This is a genomic window from Novosphingobium sp. BL-52-GroH (genome assembly GCF_044813085.1).
Taxonomy (GTDB): Bacteria; Pseudomonadota; Alphaproteobacteria; order Sphingomonadales; family Sphingomonadaceae; genus Novosphingobium.
The window spans coordinates 743,427-765,190 of sequence record NZ_CP171149.1; the positions used below are offsets into that span (position 1 = coordinate 743,427).

A 21,764-nucleotide genomic window follows, 5' to 3' on the forward strand; every position below is an offset into this window, starting at 1 on the left:
CTTACGCCGCGAGCAGCCGGTCGACATAGGCCGCGAACGTGGTCGGTTCGCGGCCGAGCAGCCAGCGCAGGGCGTTGGCATTGCCGCGGAAGCCATGGTGATCGTAGTGGCGGTTCATCTTCGCCATCCGCTCGATACGTTCGGCTGGTACGCCTTTCGCCGCGGCTCTGCGCGCCATTTCCTCGATGTCGACCTTGCGCGCCTCTACCGTGCGGCCCAGCGCCGTGGATAGCGTTTCGGCCATCGCCCGCTGGCTCAGCGCCTCGGGGCCGGCCAGTTCATATGTGGCGTAAAGGTAGTCTTTCGTCGCGGCTACGACGGCGGTAGCCTCGGCAAGATCCATCAGGTCGACCACGTTGAACGTGGCGTCGATGCTGAAGGGCATCTCATGCACGCCTTCGCGAACCTGGGCGAGGATCGGCTCCAGGTGCTGCATGTAGCGTGAGGGCTGCAGGATCGTGTAAGGCAGCCCGCTTTCGACCACGTGCTCCTCGGCAATAAGCTTGAGCTTGTGGTGCTCCACCTCGCGACGCAGTGGCTGCATCACGGAATAGTAGATGAAATGCCGCGCGTCCGCTGCCCGTGCCGCCGCCAGCATCGCATCGGTCTGCTCAACCTCGCGTGGGTCCATCGGCGGGCCGACGTGGATGAGCGTGGCGCAGCCTTGCGCGGCGGCGACGAGGCTGGCCGGATCGTTGAGGTCGCCGTGAACGGGCCGCACGCCCATCCCCTCGACCTTCAGGGCCTGCGCATCTCTGCGCACCATGCCGCGCACCGGGATGCCCCGGGCGACGAGCGCGGCGGCGATCGCGCTGCCGGTGCGGCCGGATGCGCCGGTCACGAGTATGGGCTGGGTCATCTGCGCATTCCTTAGATGTAGCGTTGTTCCGGAGGTGTCGGAGGGAAGACCATCGCAAAGACGGCCCGGCCGCGACGTGCGCCATCCTGACCGCGCCGGCGCGCCAATGCCAATGCCCGAAGGCGCGACCGCTAGACCAAGAGCGCATTCCGCTCCCGCGCCCGTTTCGCCTAGGATCGACCAGGCCAGAACGATGCGGCCGTCAGGAGATCAAGTCCGCCTATGCCACGACAAGATGGACATGCATGAGGTGCGCAAGGCGAATGCCGAAGCCCACCGCGCCTACTTCCGCGAACACACCCTGCCCGTCACGATCATCGGCGCCCCGCGGCCGTCTACGGCAAGGGTAACCAGAGCATGCACCAAGTCTGTCGCGAGACTGGCCGCCCCGTCACCAGCATCGATATCGATGCCTCCGGGGCCTTCCTGCATCAGCATAAGCCCGCAGAAACCGAGCAACTGCTGGAAACGTTGCAATATGCAGGTTAGCGGCCGGTATCGCCTATCTCCGCCATGCGATCTGCGCGGCAGGCCATGAGCGGCTGGATCTTGTCGCCGAAGTCGACGAGGCCCTTCTCGAAGTCGTCGAAGGTCAGCATGATGCCCTTGGTGCCGGGAACGGCGGCCGCTTCGTCGAGCAGGCCGGCGACGGTTTCCCACGAGCCGACGAACGTGCCGATGCCCAGGTTCACGGCGCCCTCGGGCAGGTTGATGTGGCGCGCGGTCGAACCTTCGCCGGCGGTCTTGTCGGCGGCGCCCTGGTCGCTCATCCAGGCCAGCGCGTCGACGTCGGCGCCGTCGCGGTAGGACTGCCACTTGGCCATGGCAGCCTCGTCGGTCTCGTCGGCGATGACCATGCACAGGATGTAGGCACCCACGTCGCGACCGGTCTTGGCGGCGGCCTCGACCAATGCTTCCACGGTAGGAGCGTGCTTGGTCGGCTTGTTGACGCCACCGGCGGTGACGAAGTTGTAGTCGCCGTAATTGGAGACGAATTCCATGCCGCGCGCCGACTGGCCGGCGCCGACGATCTCGATCTTGCCCTGCGAGGGCTTGGGCAGGAGCTGGCAGTCATCCTTCTGGAAGTGCTCGCCCTTGAAGTCGGACTTACCCTCGCTCCACAGGTCCTGCATGACCTTCACGTATTCGCTGGCATAGTCGTAGCGGTGGCCGAAATATTCGTCGCCCGGCCACACGCCCATCTGCTCGTACTCGCCCTTGGCCCAGCCGGTGACGACGTTGACGCCGAAACGGCCCGGTGCGACGGAATCGATCGTCACCGCCATGCGCGCGACGATCGCGGGCGGCAAGGTGAGGATCGCGGTCGAGGCGAAGAGCTTGATCCTGGTGGTGACCGCGGCGAGCGCGCTCATCAGCGTGAAGCTTTCCAGGTTGTAGTCCCAGAACTCGGTCTTGCCGCCGAAACCGCGCAACTTTATCATCGAGAGCGCGAAATCGAAGCCGTAGGCTTCCGCGGTCTGCACCAGCTTCTTGTTCATTTCGAAGCTGGGCTTGTACTGCGGCGCATTGGCGGAAATCAGCCAGCCGTTGTTGCCGATGGGAATGAACAGACCGATATCCATGGGGTGCTCCTAACAAAACCGGATACAAAAGAACGATGGAATGGCATGACGTTACCGAACCACCAATTGGCCGCGATCCGGCAGCTTGATCTGCGCGCAGTCCGCCAGCGATTTTATCATCGAGGATTCAAGGACGTGGGCGTCCTGTGCTTCCTGGGATGCCGCCAGTGCGCGCCACTTTTCACGGCGCGCCCTTTGGGCGCCCTCGCCTTTGGCTTCCATGGACTGCTTGTTTTCCTTGGTCTTGCTCTGAATGAACGAGACGCAGATGCCGCGCCGCTGAATGTCGTAGAGATCGAGCATGTCGTCCAGGCTGGCGCCTTCAAAAATGATCGCCAGCAGCTTCTCGCCCAAGTTGAACGCATCGTGGATGCCGCCGTTCATGCCCATTCCACCCAGCGGGTTGTTGACGTGCGCTGCATCGCCCGCGACCAGGACCCGATGGCCGACCCGATAGGTCGCAGCGACCCGCTGATGCACTCGGTAGAGCGTGCGATGGTGAATGTCGTACTGCTCCGGGTTGGGATGTAGCCGCTGAAGACGATCCTGGATGTATTCGTCTGAAAGTAACATCTCCGGGTTGGCATCGGCCGCAGTGGGGAACTGGACGCGCCAAAGGTCCACCGTTTTGAGCATGACGCACCACTCCTCGGGGTCCGACACGTAGTTCACCCAGCGCAAATCCTCGAAATGTTCCTCGAACGGAAATGTCGTCGAGACGACCAGAAAGCGCTCTGGGTATGTCATTCCTTCAAAAAGCGTACCCGAGGCTTGTCGCACTCGGCTTCCTGCGCCATCGGCTCCAACCAGGAACGAACCTTGGATCGCCTTTTCTACCTGTCCGTCAAAGACGAGCGCCGAGACACCATCTGGCGTTTCCCGGTAGCCCAGCACTTCACAACCCATGCGTACCTCGGCATGGTCGTACTGCGCCAGCATGTCCACCACCGTCCGGGTGAGCTTGTACTGCTCGCACTGGAGCCGATAAGGATGATTCGTCCTTCCTGCCAAGCTTGACAAACTCAGAGTGACGGATTCGCCGCTCGCCCGTTCTCGGAACTGAAAGTCACGCACGATCAGACCCTGCGGGAGCAGTTTCTCCGTCAGTCCGAGTTGATCCAGCTGGTCCAGCGTCGGCGGATGGAACGTCGAGGCCCTCAAATCCTCCGGCAATTCGCTCGAACTCTCGAACAGTACAACTGGAACGCCCGCCTGCGCGAGATAGAGGGCAAGGGCACATCCCACAGGTCCCGCGCCCGCGATAAGCACCGGTTTTCCTCCATGGGCGGTTTGTCTCGATTGCAATACTTCTACCATGGCCGATCTCCACCACCGTCAATATCCGATAGAGAGGAGGCTAAAGGTTGGGTTAGCGATTGCAGCATCTCCGGCAGCCAAATTCATCTGGTGAATTTCAGGCTGGGCTAGTATGCATCTGCTGGCCGATGTGCACATCGTCATCAAACGCGCCAGGCCATACTACAGTTCTGGCATAATCATTCTTCGGTTCCCGATATAAAAGGTCTGGTTGCTGCATGAATATGGATGCAACTACGAGCGGCGCGGTTCCCATTCGAGCCGTTGCGAGAGCTCTGGAGGTTCTCAAGACTATCAGCAGGCTGGGAAGCCCCACGATATTGGAAATCAAGGAAGCTTGCCGACTTCCCTATGCGACAGCCTATCGCATGGTCATGACGCTTCTTAGCGAAGGTTACATAGAGTGTGAACCTTCGCGCAAACGCTATCGGCCGACCGAACTGGTATGGTCACTCGTGTCTGGCTTTCAAAGAGATGATGTCCTCGTAGTCAATGCGCGCGAGGAACTCGTGCACCTGACATCGCGAGTGCTATGGCCCGTCGCACTCTCGGTGCGCATCGGCAACAAAATGATAATCAAGGACTCCACGCATCCACTTACAACTCAGACGTTCAGCAATTATTATCCTGGTTATTCGATGCCACTTTTCGAATGTGGTGCCGGAAAGGCCTATGTTGCATTCTGTCCGACGGAGGAAAGAGAACGTTTATTCGAAGCCGAAAAAATTTTCCCTGCTGACGAGAACGATTTTCTACAAGCTCATCAAATTATCCACGATGAGACGTACATCGAGCAAATTCGTCGGCAAGGTTACGCTACCCATGCGCGCGCTCAGCATAACGAAACCCCAGGGAAAACCTCGACGATCGCGGTTCCGGTGCATGTCAATGGCAATCTGAGAGCCTGTTTGGGGCTCGTCTATTTCGACAAAGCTATGACCATGCAGGATGCGACTGCTCGATACGCGGATCTTTTGAAGGATGCAGCAAGTCGCATTGGCTCAAAAGTGGCGGCCGCAGAAATGAATAGCGCCATTCCATAGTTTTAAATTCTTGTCCCAGTCATAAACTGATGAAACCAACCCCAACTTATCACGAAAGCGCGCAAAAAAACACGATGTCATGACATGTCACCCGTACTCCGGTCAGATATCGGTGGCAGTAATCCGGCAGCGAAATCAAGATCGGCACGCGGATTGCTCGCGATCGTCTATGGCGATGACCATATGATCGGAAAGCCATGAGCCCAGCCATCGCCCAACAAGCGCCATGGCGGCCTCTTCTCCGAGCAACAGCGCGACATCGCGGCACAATGCGCCGAATGTCGTGCCGCAACGCAGGTTGAGCAGCGCCTGCAATTCGGCATCGTCCACAGTCCTGATGCGGCATTGTTCGCCCTGACGCCACAACAGGGCGACATCTGGCCTGTTCAAATGTTGCGGCGCAGGCGGTTGCTTCCGATCAACCAAGGCCGACCATATGGCAAAGCTATTGCTGTTAAGGTGCAGAAGGTCGATCGACGGCGCAAACGTCAACACCGCGCGATCCCAATCGACGCCGCCCAAACCTTCGAGACCGACGGCAGGGCTATCGGCTGCGACGAACAGCTCTTCCAGTGCAAGCTCGATGCCGGCGATTTCGGCAATCTCGGGATCGGCGGCGTGAAGCCGTGCAAGCGTTGCCGGAAAATCGCGAGCGTAGGCGTCAAGCGTCCAACTGCTCGGCGGGACGCGGTCAATGTGATCCACGGCGGCGTGAATAAAAATCTCCTCGCCGATCCACGCACGGGTTCTCGGGAAGCTGCTTTCCAGACAGGCGACAAGCTGGGCGCGGTAATTATTCTGATAGACGGCAAGGCCCGGCCCCGCCGTCGTACCGATGCGATCGGCGGCATGTCCGTCTTCTCGCATCAACCAGTCACGCATGTCGCGCTGAAGCGCCAGCAGACTCATGCCGCTTCCTCCATGGTTCCGGCGGCGATCCGTCGCGCAGTGGAAAGTTCGGCCAGAAGATCGACCAGCGGCGGGATAGCGTCGTCCCGCTCGATCATCGTCGCGACCGGCCCCAGCTTCGGCAGGACGTGTGCATAGAGCTGCCACACGGACGGGGGCACTGCCTGGTCGTGCGTGTCGATCAGCAGATGGTCGGGCTGTGCCCGGCGAGATGAATCTGGCGCACGCGGTCATGCGGCAGGGCATCGAGATAGGCGATGGGATCGAAGCCATGGTTGCTGGCGCTCACGAATACATTGTTGACATCGAGCAGCAGTCCGCAGCCCGTTCGCGCGCACAAGGCATCGATGAACTGCCATTCGGTCATGTCGGCCGGTGCGAAATCGATATAGGTCGAGGGGTTCTCGATCAGCATCGCACGGCCCAGCGCGTTCTGTGCGCGGTCGATATTGGCGCTGACGATGTCGAATGCTTCCTGCGTGTAGGGCAATGGCAGCAGGTCGTGCGAACTGAACCCTTCGATCCGCGACCAGCTGAGATGATCCGATACGAACAGCGGCTCGATGTCATCCACCAGCGCGCGAAGCCGGGTGAGATAGGCTCGATCGAGGCCGTCGGCGGAGCCGATGGACATGGACACGCCATGCAGGGCGACGGCGTAGCGGGCGCGAATGTCGCGCAGGATACGCCGCGGGCGGCCGCCGTCGACCATGAAATTCTCCGAGATCACTTCAAGAAAATCAACCTCGATGCGACGGTCCAGGAAATCGGCATAATGCTGTTTGCGAAGGCCAAGTCCGAAACCGGAAAAGGACGGGATCGACATTCCTCATAGACGATCGCTTCATCCCGTAGGTTTGGGAAGAAGCTTTTGAGCCGGCGATACGAGTGGTGCGGTCGGTAAAGAGGACCATGCAGTCACTGCCCGGCGGAGGCCAGGCAGGGGACACTGTCGGCCGTCCAGTCGATCTCGTAAGTTGCCGGGACCGGCCTCGGCGCCTTGGCCGGTGCATCCTCGCCGGTGGGATCGTAGGTAATCCAGGCCATGCTGTTGTCGAACCTGCCGATGCGGCCATTATCATGCAGCGCGGTGGCCGCATCCACTTCGGTCTGTTCGACGCGTAGGCCCCGGACCATGCGCAGCGCTCCATCGCGCAAGTCGAATGCGCGGTAGTATGCCTGGCCGAACATGTGCGTGTTGATGTCACCCTTGTGTGTCCACTGCCCCAGCTTCGTCGCCGTGGGCAGGCGGACGGTGGTGACGCGGCAGTCGAAATCCGGCTTGTTGTAGAACGGCAGGTCCTGGTTCTGCTCTGCCGCGCGCAGCCGTTTTTCAGGCGGGTTGAAGCCGCCGCCCGGCAGGGCCAGCCCCTTCGATCCGTTACCTTGATCGTCCCAGTCAACCGTGCCGGTGCCGATGACCGTCAGCACGCTGGCCTGTGCCTTGCGGTCGTAGCGCCACCGAACGTCCTCGATCGTCTGCCAGGTGCTGCCGATCGCGTTCTGGCGGAAAGCGCCGAGCAGTTGTGCCGACGTCAGTGCCGAGAACTGCACTTCCTGTTGCAGTCCCTCGACCCCGCGCTTGATCGTGGTGTTGGTGATCCGGGCAGGCTTGTCGAACCCGGCGCGCGCGTCGATCTCGAACAGGGTAACTTCATCGGGCCTGGCCGCAGGCGTCCAGGCCAGGCGCTCCAGCCCGCTGCCTTGCCCCGTCAGTGGGAGCACCCACCGATAGGGCATGACTGGTTCGCCCGCCGGGGCTGCCACGGCCGGCAGTGTGCCGTCCAGCCAGTAGCCTTTGCCGTCGATCCGCGCGCGCACGAGCACGTGGTCGAACATGCGCGGGCTGGGCAGCCGCTCGTCCATACCGTCGTCGGCGCCGCTGTTGTTGGCCAGCACCGCCTCGGCCTCCACGCCCAGTTCGCGTAGCAGGGCCAGGAGCAGCACGGTCTTTGCCTTGCAGTCGCCGTAGCGGCGCTGCCACGTTTCCTCCGCCGTGGCGGGCGTAAAATTGCCGCCGTTGAGGCCAACGTAGACGTAGCGCACGTCCTGCTGCACGAGCTTGAGCGCAGCGGCGGCCCGCTCCATCGGTTGCGCGTTGGCGGCAGCGATGCGGGCGGCTTCGGCCTTGAGCGGCGAGCTGGCGCCCAACTTCGAGGCATCCGCGAACAGCGGAGCGAAGCGGCGCGAGATGCCCTGCCAGTCAGCGAAGCTGCTGTATTCGACCACCCGCTGCCACTGGTAGCGCGGCGGCGCGTCCTTGGGCGGGGTCAGCGCGGCAGGATTGTCGAAGCCCAGGTCAATCGCGTTTGCGCTCTGCTGCGCCACCGCCGTCATGTCTGCGGTCATCTTGATGCTCGGCTTGTCGCGCCCTTCCCAGCTCAGCCGCAGGTGATAGCGACCGGGCACCGGCTCGGGGCCAAGCAGCAGCACGCCGGCATCGTCCTTGCCCAGCGTGGGATCGCTGGTGCGGAGCGTCGCGCCGAACTCGATTTCGTCGCCTACCCGCAGATCGGGTACGCGCAGCACTGCGGTCAGGGTGCCGTCGAGCCGGGCCGCCTCGAGCTGATTCTCGCGGCGCAGGATCTCGAACGAGGCCTTTTGCAGCACGTCGACCACCGCCCCGTCGCGGTGGATCTTGATGACATGTACCACGGGGGCGCCTGCAGCCGGGTTCCACGCCAGCGAGAGGTTGCCGATATCCAGCGCATTAGGATGGAGTATCTTGATGCGATAGGCGTAGTAGAGCTGCTGGCCCTTTTCATCGAGGTGGACTTCGCTGTCCTGCTGACGGATGAACACCGCACCCGTGGCATCGCCGGGAACCGCCAGCGGCTCCGAGGGTAGCGCCCACTTGGGCACCGGCCCGCGCTGGACCTGGTTGCTGTCCGCATGGGCAACCCCTCCGGCGATCGCGGCTGCCAGACATACGAAAATTGGTAGACGCACATCAACCCCCTTGATTCACGCCATAATGTCCGCGATCGCCGGATAAGCAAGCGTTTGATGAGGTCGCGAATGACCTTTCAAACTTGTCATCGGGGATATTATCGCAGCATCGCGAAATCCACTCCGAACCGGGCGAGGTACTTGCGCAGACGGTCGGCGTCGTTGGTGCTGGCGCGGCGTTCGCGTGAGGCTGAGAACAGGCGGCGTCCGGCGTCAGACAGAGATGCGCTCTCGCAGCAGACTTCCACTGCATAGGCCAGTTGGACGCGGTCGAAGGGGTCTATTTCGGCGAGGTGCTCGGCGCTCAGGACTGCGGCAAGTCCGTCGCTGCGGTCTGCGCCGCAGGCCCACAAGCGCTTGAGCCTGGCCACTTCGTTATCGACCGTCGCGATGTCGATGCGGCCCTTGGGGGCGAACGTCGCCATGCGGGTGACGCTGGCGGCGAGGTCGCGGAAGTTGCCGTTCCAGCTTGCTGCGTGCGAAGCCGCGAAAGCGAGGAAGCGGGCGCGGGCCTCCTTGTTGAACGAAACCCGCTCGCCCTCGCGCTCGGCATGGCGGTCGAGTTCGTAGTCGAGGTTGGGCTCGATATCCTCCCGCCGCTGGGCGAGGCCGGGGAGCGCAAAAGTCCACAGGTTGAGGCGGGCGTAGAGGTCCTCGCGGAAGGTCCTCTCCGCCACGCAGCGCGCGAGGTCGCGATTGGTGCCGGCGAGAAGCTGGAAATCGCTGCCCACTTCGGCGTCGGCTCCCATCGGGAGGAAGCGCTTGTCCTCGATCGCGCGCAGGATCATCGCCTGTTCGTCGAGGCCGAGTTCGCCGATCTCGTCGAGGAACAACATGCCGCCATCGGCGCTGCGCAGCAGGCCCGCGCGCTCCGTGGCAGCGCCGGTGAAGGCGCCCTTCTTGTGCCCGAACAGCGCGGACATGGCGCCGTCGCCGCGCAGGGTGGCGCAGTTGACCTCGACGAAGGCGCCGGCGACCTGCCGCTTGAGTTTCTTGAGATCGTGGATGCGCCGGGCAAGCTGGCTCTTGCCCGCGCCGGTCGGGCCCATCAGCAGGATCGGCGCGCGGGTGCGCGAGGCGACCTGCTCGATCTCGTCGATCATCGCGTTGAAGGCGGGGTTGCGCGTCTCGATCCCGGATTTCAGGAACGACGCGCTGGTCGCGCTTTCCTGCGCGAAGCGGGTGGCGATGGAATCGTAGCGCGAAAGATCAAGGTCGATCACGCTCCAGCTGCCCGGTGCGGTGCCGTCGGCGCGGCGACTCGGCTGCGTCTGGAGCAGGCGGCCGGGCAGGTAGTGCGCCTCGGTGAGCAGGAACAGGCAGATCTGCGCGACGTGCGTGCCGGTTGTGATGTGGATCAGCACGTCCTCGGCCTCGGGGTCGAGTGGCAGAGTGCGCGTGAAGTCGAGCAGCTTGCCGTAGACTTCCTCGAAGTCCCAGGCGTCGGCGAAGTCGATGACGTGGCGTTCGACCGTGGTTTCGGGCGAGACGGCGGCGATGTCCTCGCTGACGTATTCGGCGAGGCGGACGTGCGCAGTGCCGTGAATCATCACGAAGCGGTCGACACGCAAGTCCTCGTGCATCGTCAGCGCGACTGAGGGACGCCATTTCATCCAGCGCGACGGGCCGAACTTGGACGCGTCGAGCGTGGAGCCGATAAAGCCAATGACGGTAAGCGGTTTCATGCGCAAGATTGATAATAGCTTATATTATCATATACAAATTCTCTTTTCCTGTTGCGAGCGCTCAAGCCATCCTCCATCGAAAAAGTGGTGCATTTACGCGGTTTTCTAGAAATTTCTCAGCCAGTCCCGGCGTTTGGCACGCCCCCTGCAATTACCCTTTCGCCGGGTCGGTCGAACAGCCCGGCATCAGCAGGCGAAAGCGGGGCGGCCGGAATGGGCCGGCCGCCTCCATCTCGCCGCACACAGGTTTCAGGAGATCGGCCATGACCGACACCAGTTTCGAATTGCGGCAGGTCGAGGGCGGCGTGCCGATCAAGATGTGGACCCGCGGCGTGCCCGTCGATGATGGCGCGCACGAGCAGCTCGCCCGCGCGGCGAAGATGCCCTTCGTGTTCCGCCACGTCGCCGCCATGCCCGACGTCCACGTCGGCATCGGCGCCACCGTGGGCTCGGTGATCCCGACCAAGGGCGCGGTGATTCCGGCGGCCGTGGGCGTCGACATCGGCTGCGGCATGATGGCCGCACGCACCTCGCTGATGGCGCACGACCTGCCCGACAGCCTCGAAGCCATCCGCTCGGCCATCGAGCAGGCGGTGCCGCACGGCCGCTCCGTGGGCCGCGGCAAGCGCGACAACGGTTCATGGGGCGCGCCGCCCGCCGGCATCGTCGAGGCCTGGGCGACGCTCGCGGTGCGCTTCGAGAGGCTGTGCGAGCGGCACCCGCGCCTCAAGAACACCAACAACCTCACGCACCTCGGCACGCTGGGCACCGGCAACCACTTCATCGAGCTGTGCCTCGACGAGGAGGCCCGGGTGTGGGTGATGCTGCACTCGGGCTCGCGCGGGGTGGGCAACGCGATCGGTACGTTCTTCATCGAACTGGCCAAGCAGGACATGCGCAAGTGGCACATCAACCTGCCCGACCAGGACCTTGCCTACTTCCCGGAAGGGACCGACCACTTCGACGACTACGTCGAGGCAGTGGGCTGGGCGCAGGATTTCGCCGCGCTCAACCGGCGGACGATGATGGGCAATGTGATCGCCGCGCTGCGCGGACAGATCGCCAAGCCCTTCGAGGCGGAGCTGGAAGCGGTGAACTGCCACCACAACTACGTGACCCGTGAAAACCACTTCGGCGAGAATGTGCTGGTGACCCGCAAGGGCGCGGTACGCGCGGCGAAGGGGGTGATGGGCATCATCCCCGGCTCGATGGGCGCCAAGTCGTTCATCGTGCGCGGCCTAGGCAATGCCGAGAGCTTCGACAGCTGTTCGCATGGCGCCGGGCGGGTGATGAGCCGCACCCAGGCGAAGAAGCTGGTCACCCTCGACGAGCACATCGCCGACACGGCGGGCGTCGAATGCCGCAAGGACGCAGGCGTCATCGACGAGACGCCCCGCGCCTACAAGCCGATCGAGGCGGTGATGGCGGCACAGGCCGACCTCGTCGAGATCGTCCATACCTTGAAGCAGGTCGTCTGCGTGAAAGGGTGATCCCCCTCGCGCAGGTTGCCGCCCCCCATTCACGAAGAAGAGTATCATGATCGAGATCGACGGTTCGGAAGGTGAAGGCGGGGGGCAGGTGGTGCGCAATTCCTGCGCGCTCTCGCTCGTCACCGGCAAGCCCTTCCGCATCACCCAGGTGCGCGCCAAGCGCTCGAAGCCGGGGCTGATGCGCCAGCACGTCACCGCCGTGGAGGCGGCGGCGCGGATCGGCGGGGCCGAGGTGATCGGTGCTGCGGTGGGCTCGGATACGCTCGAGTTCCGCCCCGGCGCGGTGCAGCCGGGCGAGTACCGCTTCGCCGTCGGCACGGCGGGCAGCACCAGTCTCGTCCTTCAGACGGTGCTGATGCCTCTCGTCCTGGCGGGCGGCCCCTCGCGCCTGGTGCTGGAGGGCGGCACTCACAACATGCTGGCGCCGCCGTTCGACTTCATCGAGCGCACCTTCCTGCCGATCGTCAACCGCATGGGCCCCACAGTGGAAGCGCGGCTGATCCGTCACGGCTTCTACCCGCGGGGCGGCGGGCGCATCGAGGTGGATGTCACCCCCGCGCCGCTGACCGCCATCGACTGTCTCGATTGCGGTGAGATGGGCGAAGGCACGGCGCAGGTCCTGTTCACCGGCCTGCCCGCCGAGATCGCCCAGCGCATGATCGCGAGGCTGCGCAAGGACCTGCCGTACTGGCCCGATGAAGCCTTCACGATCCGCGAGCTACCGGCGGACCAAGGCCCCGGCGTGATCCTGATGATCGAGGCCCGCAAGGCGCATGTCACCGAGATCGCCAGCGGATTCGGCCAGTTGGGCGTTCCCGCCGAGCGTCTCGCCAAGACCGCTGCCGGCCGCCTCAAGGGCTATGTCGCGTCCGGGGCCTTTGCCGGCCCGTACCTTGCGGACCAGTTGGTGCTGCCCTTCGCGCTGGCCGCCGGCGGCTCCTTCACGACGGTGAAGCCGAGCGGTCACCTGCTGACCGCGATGGCGCTGGCCGAGCGGTTCCTTGAACGTCCGGTCGTGCTCGAACAGGATGCACAGGGCCGTCATCTGGTGCGGTTTGTGTGAATCTCTGTTTCAGGACTTATGCGCTGTCAGCGACAGGGGCAGGTCCGCCGTTGGTGGTGGGCTTAAACGACATCGAGTTGGAGATGACCAGAGTGACCGACGGCGGTGCCGCCAAATTACGGTGCTGGTTCAGTCAATGCCGGTGACAGGTTCACGCTGCGCGTTGATGAGCCAATTTACATGAACGGCGCGCCGGAGGTGCCTGTAGGCTCGATAGCGTGGGGTAAGATAGCAAGAGTGGGGAAGAAAGGTACTCTCGCATGGCACGCTTTCTCCGTCCCTGTCCAAGCGGCTTGGGCTGCAGTCTTTCAGAGAATGGGAGGCGTCGGGGCAGCTAGCCATCGGCCCGCACTTCCATTCTCTGTCGGAGCTACTGCTGCATTCGGGCCGATATGAGCGCCAAAAATAGAAATGCGGAAGGCCCGGAATTGAGCTTCGAAGGTTGACGGCTGAATGTGGTGAATGGGTCGAGAAGACGATGTATCGATCCGAGCCATCACATGCGCAGGATTGACCTGCCCATGACATCCCGCGCACATCTCGGTCGCAAATCTAAATCCGGGGAATGTTTTGGACCGCTGGCAAGCCATGAAGATATTCGTCCGCGTGGCGGAAACCGGCGGCTTCGCCGAGGCCGCGCGGCAGTTGCATCTGAGCCCCCCGGCAGTTACGCGGGCGATCTCCGCGCTGGAGGACGAGATCGGCGTGCGGTTGCTCACGCGGACGACGCGATCGGTGAAGCTGACCGAGGCTGGCCGTGGCTATCTCGACGATTGCCGCCGCATATTGGCCGACTTGGCGGATGCGGACGCGGCGGCTGCGGGCGCCCATGGCAATCCCACCGGCACGCTGATCGTCACCGGATCGGTGATCTTCGGCCAGATGTACGTGCTGCCGATCCTGCTCGATTATCTGGACCGTTTTCCGGCAGTGACCGGGCGCAGCCTGTTCGTCGACCGGCTGGTCAATATAGTCGAGGAAGGCATCGATGTCGCCATCCGGATCGGTCATCTGCCGGATTCGGGTTTGAGCGCCATCCGGGTCGGGACGGTGCGGCGCGTCATCTGCGGCGCGCCGGCCTATTTCGAGCAGCATCCCATGCCCGGGATCCCGGCCGACCTGGTCCAACATCGCATCATCGGCCCGACCGGGGCATGGGCCTCGCCCGAATGGCATTTCGGGCCGGAGGGCCGAAGCAGCGTCACCGTCCACCCCCAACTCCTCTGTAACACCAATGAAGCGGCGATCGCCGCTGCCGAACAGGGCTGGGGGCTGACCCGCGTGCTCTCCTATCAGGTCGAGCCGGCACTGGCGGCCGGGCGGCTGGTCACAATACTGGACGATCATATGGAAAAACCGTTGCCGATCCATGTCATCCATGCCGAAGGGCGCCGGGCGGCCGCCAAGGTGCGCAGCTTCGTCGATCTGGCGGTTGACCGGCTGCGGGCCAATCCGCTCTTCCAATTAGGCTGACAATTATTCCATAAAAAGGAATAATGACTTCCATTTTTCTTGAATTATCAGGAATAAGGACAAGGATTATCTCTGTCTCCAGAAGCTGATGCCCTTGCTCAGCGACCCTAACAGGGTGGAGGACATGATGAAGAAACTGGTCATTTCGATGCTGCTGGCGACCGCCGGCATCGCTGCCTCGGCCGAGGTGATCGCCGCGCCGGCCAGCGCGGTTGCCACGCAAGCTGCGGCCGCCACGGTCCATTATCGCAGCGCCACTATCGACGGCGTGAAGATGTTCTATCGCGAAGCCGGTCCCGCTGACGGCCCTGTGGTTCTGCTGCTCCACGGTTTTCCGACCTCGTCGCACATGTTCCGCAACCTGATCCCGCTGCTGGCAGACCGCTATCATGTGATCGCGCCGGACTATCCGGGCTTTGGCCAGAGCGATGCGCCCGATCATCGCCAGTTCACGTACAGCTTCGCCCATTATGCCGACATGGTCGACACGCTGATGGGCAAGATCGGCGCCCGGCGCTACGCCATGTATGTCATGGATTATGGCGCCCCCGTGGGCTACCGCCTCGCCCTCAAGCATCCCGAGCGCGTCAGTGGCCTCATTGTCCAGAATGGCAATGCCTATGAGGAAGGACTGGGGGCTTTCTGGGATCCGATCAAGACCTATTGGCAGAGCGGGTCGGCCAAGGATCGGGAGGCGCAGGCCTGGCTCGTCGGCCTGGACGCCACCAAGTTCCAATATACCGATGGCGTGAGCGACCTGTCGCGGATCAGCCCCGACAATTGGGTGCAGGACCAGGCCTTGCTTGATCGGCCGGGCAACAAGGATATCCAGCTCGATCTGTTCTACGACTATCGCACCAATGTGCCGCTCTACCCGGCGTTTCAGGCCTTCTTCCGCGAACGCAAGCCGCCGACGCTGATCGTCTGGGGCAAGAATGACAAGATATTCCCCGAACCCGGCGCGCATCCCTACAAGCGTGACCTGCCCGACGCGGAGTTGCATATTCTCGATACCGGCCATTTCGCCTTGGAAGACAAGCTGGATGAAATGGCACCGTTGATCCGCGACTTCCTCGATCGCAAGGTCGCGGCGCGCTGAGCCACGGCGGGGCCATGGTCATACATGGCCCCGCAACTGACGGATGATGGGAGACGGACCATGTCCTACGGTTTTCTGGATATCGCCACGACGCCGAGCGTGCGCGCGGCGCAAGCGGAGATGGGCGCGGATGCCCGTTGGGCCGCGTTCAGCGGCAATCGCGCCTTTGACCGCTTCACTGACGATGAAGCCCATTTCCTGGCGGCGCGTGACAGTTTTTACATGGCGACCGTGTCGGAGGATGGCTGGCCCTATGTCCAGCATCGCGGCGGGCCGGCCGGTTTCCTCAAGATGGTCGACGACCGGACGCTGGCCATTGCCGATTATCGCGGCAACCGCCAATATATCAGCACCGGTAACCTGGCCGCGAACGACCGGGCCTGCCTGATCCTAATGGATTATCCGCGGCGCGCCCGGCTGAAAATTTATGCCCATGTCGAGAAGCTGGCGCTCGATGCCGATCGGGCGCTCACCGATCTTGTCATGGACAAGGATTACAAGGCGCGGGCCGAGCGCATCTTTCGGCTGCGGCTAGAAGCGTTCGACTGGAATTGCCCGCAGCATATCACCCCGCGCTTCACCGAGCGCGAGATCGAACAGGCGGTCCGGCCGCTGCATGAACGACTGGCGCAACTGGAAGCCGAGAACAGGGCACTACAGGATCGCCTTGCCAAATTGCGAGACGCATGATGGAAAATCTCAGACCACCGCTGCCGCCCTTGACCCAGGAGGGGGCAATCGAGAAGGTCCGCCTGGCCGAGGATGGTTGGAACAGCCGCGATCCGGCCAGAGTGGGCATGGCCTATACGCCGCTCAGCCAGTGGCGTAACCGGGCCGAGTTCATCGACGGGCGTTCCGCGATCATCGCCTTCCTTACCCGCTGATGCAACGGCGCTCGCCTGCATCAACGATGCGCCGATCAGCGCGGGCGACCGGAAATTCCACGGGACGCAGGGGCGCCGGCCTGACGATCATCCGGGGCTGAGTGACCTCGGGCTGTGAGAACGATCTGCGATGAAGCTTGCCACCCGAAAGCGAAACGACCGCATTTCGAGGCGAAAAATCCGCCTCTCAATGGCAACAAAGATTTGGTTTCATCAAAGGAGAACGAGGATCGCGGCAAGTGGCGGCGCCTATTATCCCCCGCGCCCAATGCGCGGACTCCAGTCTTTCGATCAATTCTTCTGACCGACGACTGCCCCGCACCTAAGCCGATGCCGGTCCAGCGCCAGCGCCGTGCCCCACCACGAATGTTCCGGCCAATTCCGATCCACCCGGACCGTAGAATGCACTCTGTAGGCTCGCTGTGTATTCGCCGGTACGACCCGTTCCAGCGTAACACTCGCCTGGAACCGGCTGTCGCCCGAGAGGACGAAAATCCCCCTGATGTCAGCGGACTGCCCGTCGATTTTGGTCAGGTAGGTCGCCGACCCCGTCTTAGCCATCTCGCTGGCCTTGGTCTCCATTCCTTAGGTGAAGAACGAAGTGTCGATGGCGGGTGTCGCGCCAATATCGGCAATCCGCTGCCGCGCACCATAGCTGTCATAGGTGAGCGCCAATTCCGGATTGCTCGCGCCCGGCTTGAAGATGACGAGATCGTCCTGCTCGTTGCCCGCGACCCTGCGATAGGCTGTCCTGGCAGGCGACGACTCTACCTCCTGGCTAGGTCCGAATGTCAACAATCCCATCAATGTGCCGATCAATGTATAGGATTGTGTGCGCGCATCGTAGCTGACTTGGGTTTCCGAAAGAATTGTCATGCTCGAAGAAGTCGGCCCTTGTTCTCTCGCAACGCCCCCAGTATCGCGCGACAACTTATAGGAGGCCATTCCGATATGGCCGGCAAAATCCTGGCTGGCTTGCAGGGCGGTGAGAAAAGCGTTGCCCGACGAGGCGGGTGGCGCCGGCGCCGAGGAAACGCCGTCTCCCCCTCCACCGCAGGCGCACAGCAAAGCGCAGATTGAAGATAAAAATGCCAACCGCCGAGAATGCATGCAGATCCCCCAATAAAATGCCGACGTGACGCCAAACTCGGCTACGACGCGGCGATAATCGTAAATTTCGATCGAGGAGCTATTGCGCTTCCATTTGAGGCTCACCAACTGCGCGAAGCTACTTAGGTGCAGTGTCCGCAAAGTCGCAGCGATGCTGGCGCTGTAGCGGTGTTCGACGCGCCGGTTCAGGTAAAGGAACAGGCGCGGCTGTAGCCCAGCGTGCCCACCAGCCTCGTGCGTCCCACTTCGCGGAACGGGTAAGCGGAGGTTTCGCCCATCGCCAGCGAATAGCCCGGATCGCGCGCTGCCTCGCGGAAGCCGAACGCCTGGACGCCGCCGCCGAAGCGCGCGCTGAAGGAGCGGTCGAAACTGGCCGACAGCGTGAAATCATCCGCCGTTTGCAGCGCGTTGCGCCGGTTGGTCACATGGGCGATGTTGCCGTCGAGGTGCACTCGGCCACGCTTTCCCACCGGCCGCTGCCAGCTCACCCCGCCGCCGATCGTGGCGCTGAACAGGCGCCCTCCGTACCATCGCCGCGACGGCCCTGCAGAGAACGTCAGCTGGTTGCCGCCCCAGGTATATCGGGACCCCGCCCGGAGCGCCACGGTGGCGTCGTTGAAGTCCGCCTCGCGGTAGAGCGTCGCGTTGCTCGATGCGCGCACCAGCAGGCCGGCCCCGGGCTCTACACCAAAGCGAAAGTAGCTCTGTCCCTGCAGGCCGAGGCCGACGCCCGACTTGGCGCGGGCATCGTTGTCGAGCGAGAAGTCGCCGATCACCGTGCCCAGCGTATCCGAACGGGTGGCGCGATTTACGTTGCTGTCCGGCGCCAGCGCGACTTCGATCGAGCCGCCCAGCGGCTTGCGGGCATTGAGCGCGCGCGAATAAAAGCGCACCAGCTGTTCCACCGCGGAAGGAAGTCCGGCGGCATGCGCCGCGCGAAGTGCCTTGCGGGCGCCAGCCATATTCCCGAGCATAGTCTGCATCCGCGCCGGATCGTTCGCGACATGCCGGAACTGCGCATTGTTGACGACGGACTCTGGCAGGCATCGCGTGGGCGGCAGTGCGAAATTTCGAAACAGCACTCCGACCTCACCGAGGCCGTGCGCAAGCATCGTCAGACAAATGCGCTTGGCGGGTGACCTGCCCCCCGAAAGGTCCCTCATTCTGATGTAGCGTCTGCCCACGAGAAGGAGCAGACGTATGAGGAAGAGCCGTTTCAGCGAGGCGCAGATTATCGGGATGATCAAGGAGCAGGAGGCTGGGCTTGCGACTGTGGAGGTTTGCCGCAAGCACGGACTGAGCACGGCAACCTTTTACAAGCTGAAGGCGAAGTACGGTGGCATGGAGGTATCGGATGCCCACCGGTTGCGGCAGCCCATATCGCGCCGACGCGCATGCCAACGGATCGCCGTCGAGGGGGCAACGCCAAATCGCGTCGCTGCCGCACGGCAGCTCAACCCGCTATCGATCGCTGCCAAAAAGCGCGAACGCAAATCCATCGAAAGCGGATGACTCATCCACGCCGGCCTCCTTCACCATCAAGGTTCATGAATCACAAAACACGGCCGCAGGGAATCCCTGCCAAACCGATCGGAAAACGCTCTAATCCACAACACAGATTGTTCAGGCTTCGTCGCCGAACGCGAGTAACTTCTTCAACAGCCTGCTAACCGATCCGGCATTTCGTCGACGCAAGTTCCAACGACTATCTGCGCTCGGATCTCCTCCAGCAACTTTTCGCGACATTCCGGAAAAAAGCCTTTACGATTTTTAATTCATAATTATATGAACATGCATGCACTTCAGGTGAGTCTGCTCGGCCGGGGCGACTGCGCCGGCGTCGGACTATGCAATGAAAATTCGGGGGCGGAATCGTAATCTAAACGAGGGACGAAATTACCGAACCTGTTCGATCGATGACGATCGCGTTTCCTAGAAAATATAAAATAAAATACCGGAGGGTTCCTGATGGCGAATTAAAAACACATTTCAGGGGACATCTACCATGCATATTCGCGCCATCCCAAGCCACAGGGTCTTGCTGAGTACTTTGCTTGCGGCAGGAGCAGGTCTGCCGATCTCGGCGTTCGCCCAGCAGGCCACGGTCGATACGGAAGCAACTTCCCCCGCCAGCGAAAGCGGCCTCGAGATCGTCGTAGTCGCCAGAAAACGGCTGGAACGGGCGCAGGATGTCCCCATCGCCATCACGGCCCTGGGTGGACGCCAGCTTATCGAACAGCGCGTACAGCGGGTAACCGATCTCATCGGCAAAGTGCCCAACATGACGTCCGATGGAAACGGCAACGCACTGGGAGCTATCGGCTTGCGGGGCATCGTATCCGCGACCCGCAATATCGGCTTCGACAGCGGATTGAGCGTCTACGTCGATGGCGTGCTGACCGTCCGTCCGTCCAGCGCCAACCAGGAACTCCCCGACATCGCCAGCATCGAAGTGCTGCGTGGGCCGCAAGGGACGCTGTTCGGCCGCAATTCCACGGCAGGTGCCATCAACATCATCTCAAGGCCGGCATCGCTGGAAGAGGCTACCGGCGACGTTCGGATCGCCGCAGGCAATCTGGGTATACGAGAGGCCAGCGGATACGTCAGTGCGCCGCTGGTGCAGGACAAGCTCGGATTCAAGATCAGCGCCTACACACAGAATCGGGATGGCTATCTCTATAACCAGACGCTGGACGTCCATAACAACAACCTGCACCATAGCGGTGCGCGAGGCGGCCTGAGGTGGACGCCCAGCAGCGATCTCGAAGTGACGTTGGACGGCAATTACTCGCGACAAAAAGACAATCTTGTTCGTGGCCAGTTGCTCGACAACACGAGCGGTACGCTCGCCGGGCAGGCCGGGGTCTGGCAGGATCCGTTCGTGATTGCACAGGATAACCCCAGCTTCCAGAACATCTCGAATTCAACCGGCAGCCTGCACGTCAACTGGACCTTGCCCAACGACATGACGCTGACGGCGATCTCCGGCTACGGCACGGTAAAAACCGACATCCAGAACGACGACGATGCCCGCCCCCTCGCACTGTCTGGCTCGCACTTCACGGATCGAAGCCGCCAATTCACTCAGGAATTGAGGCTTGCGTCAAGGGCTGGCGGAACCTTCGATTACCTCGTGGGCGCATATTACTTCTGGCAAAGCTCATTTTCCGATCGCTCGACTTACGTTGCTTCCGCATCATCGCTTGGCTACATAACCAGCAATTCACATGTGACTACCGATGCCTACGCAGTGTTCGCCAGCGGCAACTTCCGGCCCGCACGCGCGATCGAAATCTCGGCAGGCGTTCGTTATAACCACGAAAAGAAGTCGATAGACTTCAACCAAGCGGATACCAGCGTCACCAATCTGCCGACCGTTTCGACTGTACAAAGCAAGGGCTTCACTGACGTCACGGGCAATTTGAGCGTCACCTACAAGGTCCTGCCGGCGTTTCGCGTCTATGGATCGGTGGCTCGCGGCTTCAAGAGTGGCGGCTTCAACTCCGACATCGTGAGCACCCCGGACATCGGATTTGGCCCGGAGCATGTCTGGACATATGAAGCGGGTTTCAAGTCGGAACCTTTCGGCGGACGGACGCACGTCAACGTTGCGGTTTTCAAGAGCGACTTCACAGACCTTCAGGTTTCGCAGCTTACGGCGAACGCTTTCCAGGTGCGCAACGCGGGTTCTTCGGCAATCAAAGGCGCTGAAATCGAGATCGCCGCACAGCCGTTGGACGACCTCGACCTGAATTTCGGCGCCGGTTATACCGATGCCAAGTTCAAGCGTTTCGATCTGTGCACCGCCGTGTCGTCCTGTGCGGGGAACTATCTCGCGTATGTGCCGCGCTGGACGTTGAGCGCCGGGGCGGGCTACAAGATGCGGGTCACCGATCACGACAGCGTCGATTACCGTGTCGACTGGAGCTATCGCTCGCGTACGTTCACCGACATCCGCAACCGTCCGACAGGCCGGCTTCCCGGCTACGCGCTGGTCAATGCTCGCATCGCTTACAACATGGACGATGCGCGCTACGGAATCGCGGTGTTCTCCAAGAACCTCTTGAACAAGACCTACAAAGACTACGCCTTCTTCATTGCGCCCTATCAGCAACCGAAGGTCGCTTATGCTTTGCCGCGGACATACGGCATCGAGGTCTTCGCCCACTTCTGATAGACGGACGGCGGGCGTGCGCTATGCACCCCGCCGTCCCCATTACGGATCGCCACATGCGAAAAAAAGTCCTGTGTCTTGCCGCAATACACTACACGGTTCTGGCGCCCCCCCCCCGTCGCCGCA

16 protein-coding genes and 4 pseudogenes are annotated in these 21,764 nt (G+C 62.2%); 10 read left to right on the forward strand and 10 right to left on the reverse strand.

Annotation, left to right across the window (positions count from 1 at the left end; translation table 11 throughout):
• Position 1: 1 nt before the first annotated feature.
• From ACFFDA_RS03280 to ACFFDA_RS03290, 3 genes are all read right to left on the reverse strand, one after another.
• On the reverse strand, positions 2-859 hold the full coding sequence (locus ACFFDA_RS03280) for an SDR family oxidoreductase (RefSeq protein ID WP_404478167.1): 858 nt from the start codon (positions 857-859) through the stop codon (positions 2-4).
• 485 nt (positions 860-1,344) lie between these two features.
• Positions 1,345-2,442 (reverse strand): pyrimidine utilization protein A, encoded by a 1,098-nt coding sequence (rutA, locus tag ACFFDA_RS03285; protein WP_404478168.1) that lies wholly within the window; start codon positions 2,440-2,442, stop codon positions 1,345-1,347.
• Positions 2,443-2,493: 51 nt separating this feature from the next.
• The gene (locus ACFFDA_RS03290; protein WP_404478169.1) at positions 2,494-3,759 is read right to left on the reverse strand and encodes an FAD-dependent oxidoreductase; all 1,266 of its coding nucleotides are present in this window, start codon (positions 3,757-3,759) and stop codon (positions 2,494-2,496) included.
• A 218-nt stretch (positions 3,760-3,977) separates the two neighbouring features.
• On the opposite strand from ACFFDA_RS03290, the gene ACFFDA_RS03295 reads away from it, so the two are divergent.
• The gene (locus ACFFDA_RS03295; RefSeq protein WP_404478170.1) at positions 3,978-4,802 is read left to right on the forward strand and encodes an IclR family transcriptional regulator C-terminal domain-containing protein; all 825 of its coding nucleotides are present in this window, start codon (positions 3,978-3,980) and stop codon (positions 4,800-4,802) included.
• Positions 4,803-4,937: 135 nt separating this feature from the next.
• Here the strand turns inward: ACFFDA_RS03295 and ACFFDA_RS03300 are convergent, their stop codons facing one another.
• From ACFFDA_RS03300 to rtcR, 4 genes and pseudogenes are all read right to left on the reverse strand, one after another.
• Positions 4,938-5,711 (reverse strand): putative DNA-binding domain-containing protein, encoded by a 774-nt coding sequence (locus ACFFDA_RS03300; protein WP_404478171.1) that lies wholly within the window; start codon positions 5,709-5,711, stop codon positions 4,938-4,940.
• A pseudogene (locus ACFFDA_RS03305) lies at positions 5,708-6,537 on the reverse strand (DUF692 domain-containing protein). The gene ACFFDA_RS03300 and the pseudogene ACFFDA_RS03305 overlap by 4 nt, the downstream one beginning before the upstream one ends.
• Before the next feature lie 92 nt (positions 6,538-6,629).
• Complete coding sequence (locus ACFFDA_RS03310) at positions 6,630-8,660, reverse strand: DUF3857 domain-containing protein (RefSeq protein ID WP_404478172.1); 2,031 nt, start codon at positions 8,658-8,660, stop codon at positions 6,630-6,632.
• Between the two features lie 98 nt (positions 8,661-8,758).
• Positions 8,759-10,345, reverse strand: a complete 1,587-nt coding sequence (rtcR, locus tag ACFFDA_RS03315; protein WP_404478173.1) for an RNA repair transcriptional activator RtcR — start codon at positions 10,343-10,345, stop codon at positions 8,759-8,761.
• 263 nt (positions 10,346-10,608) lie between these two features.
• On the opposite strand from rtcR, the gene ACFFDA_RS03320 reads away from it, so the two are divergent.
• The 6 genes and pseudogenes from ACFFDA_RS03320 to ACFFDA_RS03345 all read left to right on the forward strand — a co-directional run bounded on the left by ACFFDA_RS03320 (position 10,609) and on the right by ACFFDA_RS03345 (position 16,472).
• On the forward strand, positions 10,609-11,835 hold the full coding sequence (locus ACFFDA_RS03320) for an RtcB family protein (protein ID WP_404478174.1): 1,227 nt from the start codon (positions 10,609-10,611) through the stop codon (positions 11,833-11,835).
• A gap of 46 nt (positions 11,836-11,881) precedes the next feature.
• Positions 11,882-12,898 carry an RNA 3'-terminal phosphate cyclase gene (gene rtcA, locus ACFFDA_RS03325; protein WP_404478175.1) on the forward strand — a complete coding sequence of 339 codons (1,017 nt, stop codon included), beginning with the start codon at positions 11,882-11,884 and terminating at the stop codon, positions 12,896-12,898.
• A 588-nt stretch (positions 12,899-13,486) separates the two neighbouring features.
• On the forward strand, positions 13,487-14,371 hold the full coding sequence (locus ACFFDA_RS03330) for a LysR family transcriptional regulator (RefSeq protein ID WP_404478176.1): 885 nt from the start codon (positions 13,487-13,489) through the stop codon (positions 14,369-14,371).
• Between the two features lie 127 nt (positions 14,372-14,498).
• Positions 14,499-15,470 carry an alpha/beta fold hydrolase gene (locus ACFFDA_RS03335; protein ID WP_404478291.1) on the forward strand — a complete coding sequence of 324 codons (972 nt, stop codon included), beginning with the start codon at positions 14,499-14,501 and terminating at the stop codon, positions 15,468-15,470.
• A gap of 60 nt (positions 15,471-15,530) precedes the next feature.
• On the forward strand, positions 15,531-16,160 hold the full coding sequence (locus tag ACFFDA_RS03340) for a pyridoxamine 5'-phosphate oxidase family protein (RefSeq protein ID WP_404478177.1): 630 nt from the start codon (positions 15,531-15,533) through the stop codon (positions 16,158-16,160).
• Positions 16,160-16,472: pseudogene (locus tag ACFFDA_RS03345) on the forward strand (DUF1348 family protein). Before ACFFDA_RS03340 ends, ACFFDA_RS03345 begins: the two are co-directional and overlap by 1 nt.
• Before the next feature lie 467 nt (positions 16,473-16,939).
• Here ACFFDA_RS03345 and ACFFDA_RS03350 read toward each other — a convergent pair.
• Both ACFFDA_RS03350 and ACFFDA_RS03355 read right to left on the reverse strand, forming a co-directional pair.
• Positions 16,940-17,572, reverse strand: a complete 633-nt coding sequence (locus ACFFDA_RS03350; RefSeq protein ID WP_404478178.1) for a hypothetical protein — start codon at positions 17,570-17,572, stop codon at positions 16,940-16,942.
• Between the two features lie 77 nt (positions 17,573-17,649).
• Entirely contained in the window at positions 17,650-18,357 is a 708-nt protein-coding gene (locus ACFFDA_RS03355; RefSeq protein WP_404478179.1) for a hypothetical protein, read from the reverse strand.
• A 33-nt stretch (positions 18,358-18,390) separates the two neighbouring features.
• Between ACFFDA_RS03355 and ACFFDA_RS03360 the strand changes: the two genes are divergently transcribed.
• On the forward strand, positions 18,391-18,603 hold the full coding sequence (locus ACFFDA_RS03360; protein ID WP_404478180.1) for a hypothetical protein: 213 nt from the start codon (positions 18,391-18,393) through the stop codon (positions 18,601-18,603).
• Between the two features lie 61 nt (positions 18,604-18,664).
• Positions 18,665-18,833: pseudogene (locus ACFFDA_RS03365) on the forward strand (transposase); the annotation flags it as partial.
• Between the two features lie 4 nt (positions 18,834-18,837).
• Here the strand turns inward: ACFFDA_RS03365 and ACFFDA_RS03370 are convergent.
• Positions 18,838-18,981 (reverse strand): annotated as a pseudogene (locus ACFFDA_RS03370) (helix-turn-helix domain-containing protein); the annotation flags it as partial.
• A 488-nt stretch (positions 18,982-19,469) separates the two neighbouring features.
• On the opposite strand from ACFFDA_RS03370, the gene ACFFDA_RS03375 reads away from it, so the two are divergent.
• A complete protein-coding gene (locus ACFFDA_RS03375) occupies positions 19,470-21,638 on the forward strand; it encodes a TonB-dependent receptor (protein ID WP_404478181.1) in 2,169 nt (722 codons plus the stop codon).
• Positions 21,639-21,764 lie beyond the last annotated feature (126 nt).

Excerpts from the sequence above, each read along its gene's own strand:
- ACFFDA_RS03280 (WP_404478167.1), bottom strand. The coding sequence starts at position 859 with ATGACCCAGCCCATACTCGTGACCGGCGCATCCGGCCGCACCGGCAGC.
- rutA (WP_404478168.1), bottom strand. The coding sequence starts at position 2,442 with ATGGATATCGGTCTGTTCATTCCCATCGGCAACAACGGCTGGCTGATT.
- ACFFDA_RS03290 (WP_404478169.1), bottom strand. The coding sequence starts at position 3,759 with ATGGTAGAAGTATTGCAATCGAGACAAACCGCCCATGGAGGAAAACCG.
- ACFFDA_RS03295 (WP_404478170.1), top strand. The coding sequence starts at position 3,978 with ATGAATATGGATGCAACTACGAGCGGCGCGGTTCCCATTCGAGCCGTT.
- ACFFDA_RS03300 (WP_404478171.1), bottom strand. The coding sequence starts at position 5,711 with ATGAGTCTGCTGGCGCTTCAGCGCGACATGCGTGACTGGTTGATGCGA.
- rtcR (WP_404478173.1), bottom strand. The coding sequence starts at position 10,345 with ATGAAACCGCTTACCGTCATTGGCTTTATCGGCTCCACGCTCGACGCG.
- ACFFDA_RS03320 (WP_404478174.1), top strand. The coding sequence starts at position 10,609 with ATGACCGACACCAGTTTCGAATTGCGGCAGGTCGAGGGCGGCGTGCCG.
- rtcA (WP_404478175.1), top strand. The coding sequence starts at position 11,882 with ATGATCGAGATCGACGGTTCGGAAGGTGAAGGCGGGGGGCAGGTGGTG.
- ACFFDA_RS03330 (WP_404478176.1), top strand. The coding sequence starts at position 13,487 with ATGAAGATATTCGTCCGCGTGGCGGAAACCGGCGGCTTCGCCGAGGCC.
- ACFFDA_RS03335 (WP_404478291.1), top strand. The coding sequence starts at position 14,499 with ATGAAGAAACTGGTCATTTCGATGCTGCTGGCGACCGCCGGCATCGCT.
- ACFFDA_RS03340 (WP_404478177.1), top strand. The coding sequence starts at position 15,531 with ATGTCCTACGGTTTTCTGGATATCGCCACGACGCCGAGCGTGCGCGCG.
- ACFFDA_RS03360 (WP_404478180.1), top strand. The coding sequence starts at position 18,391 with ATGCGCCGCGCGAAGTGCCTTGCGGGCGCCAGCCATATTCCCGAGCAT.
- ACFFDA_RS03375 (WP_404478181.1), top strand. The coding sequence starts at position 19,470 with ATGCATATTCGCGCCATCCCAAGCCACAGGGTCTTGCTGAGTACTTTG.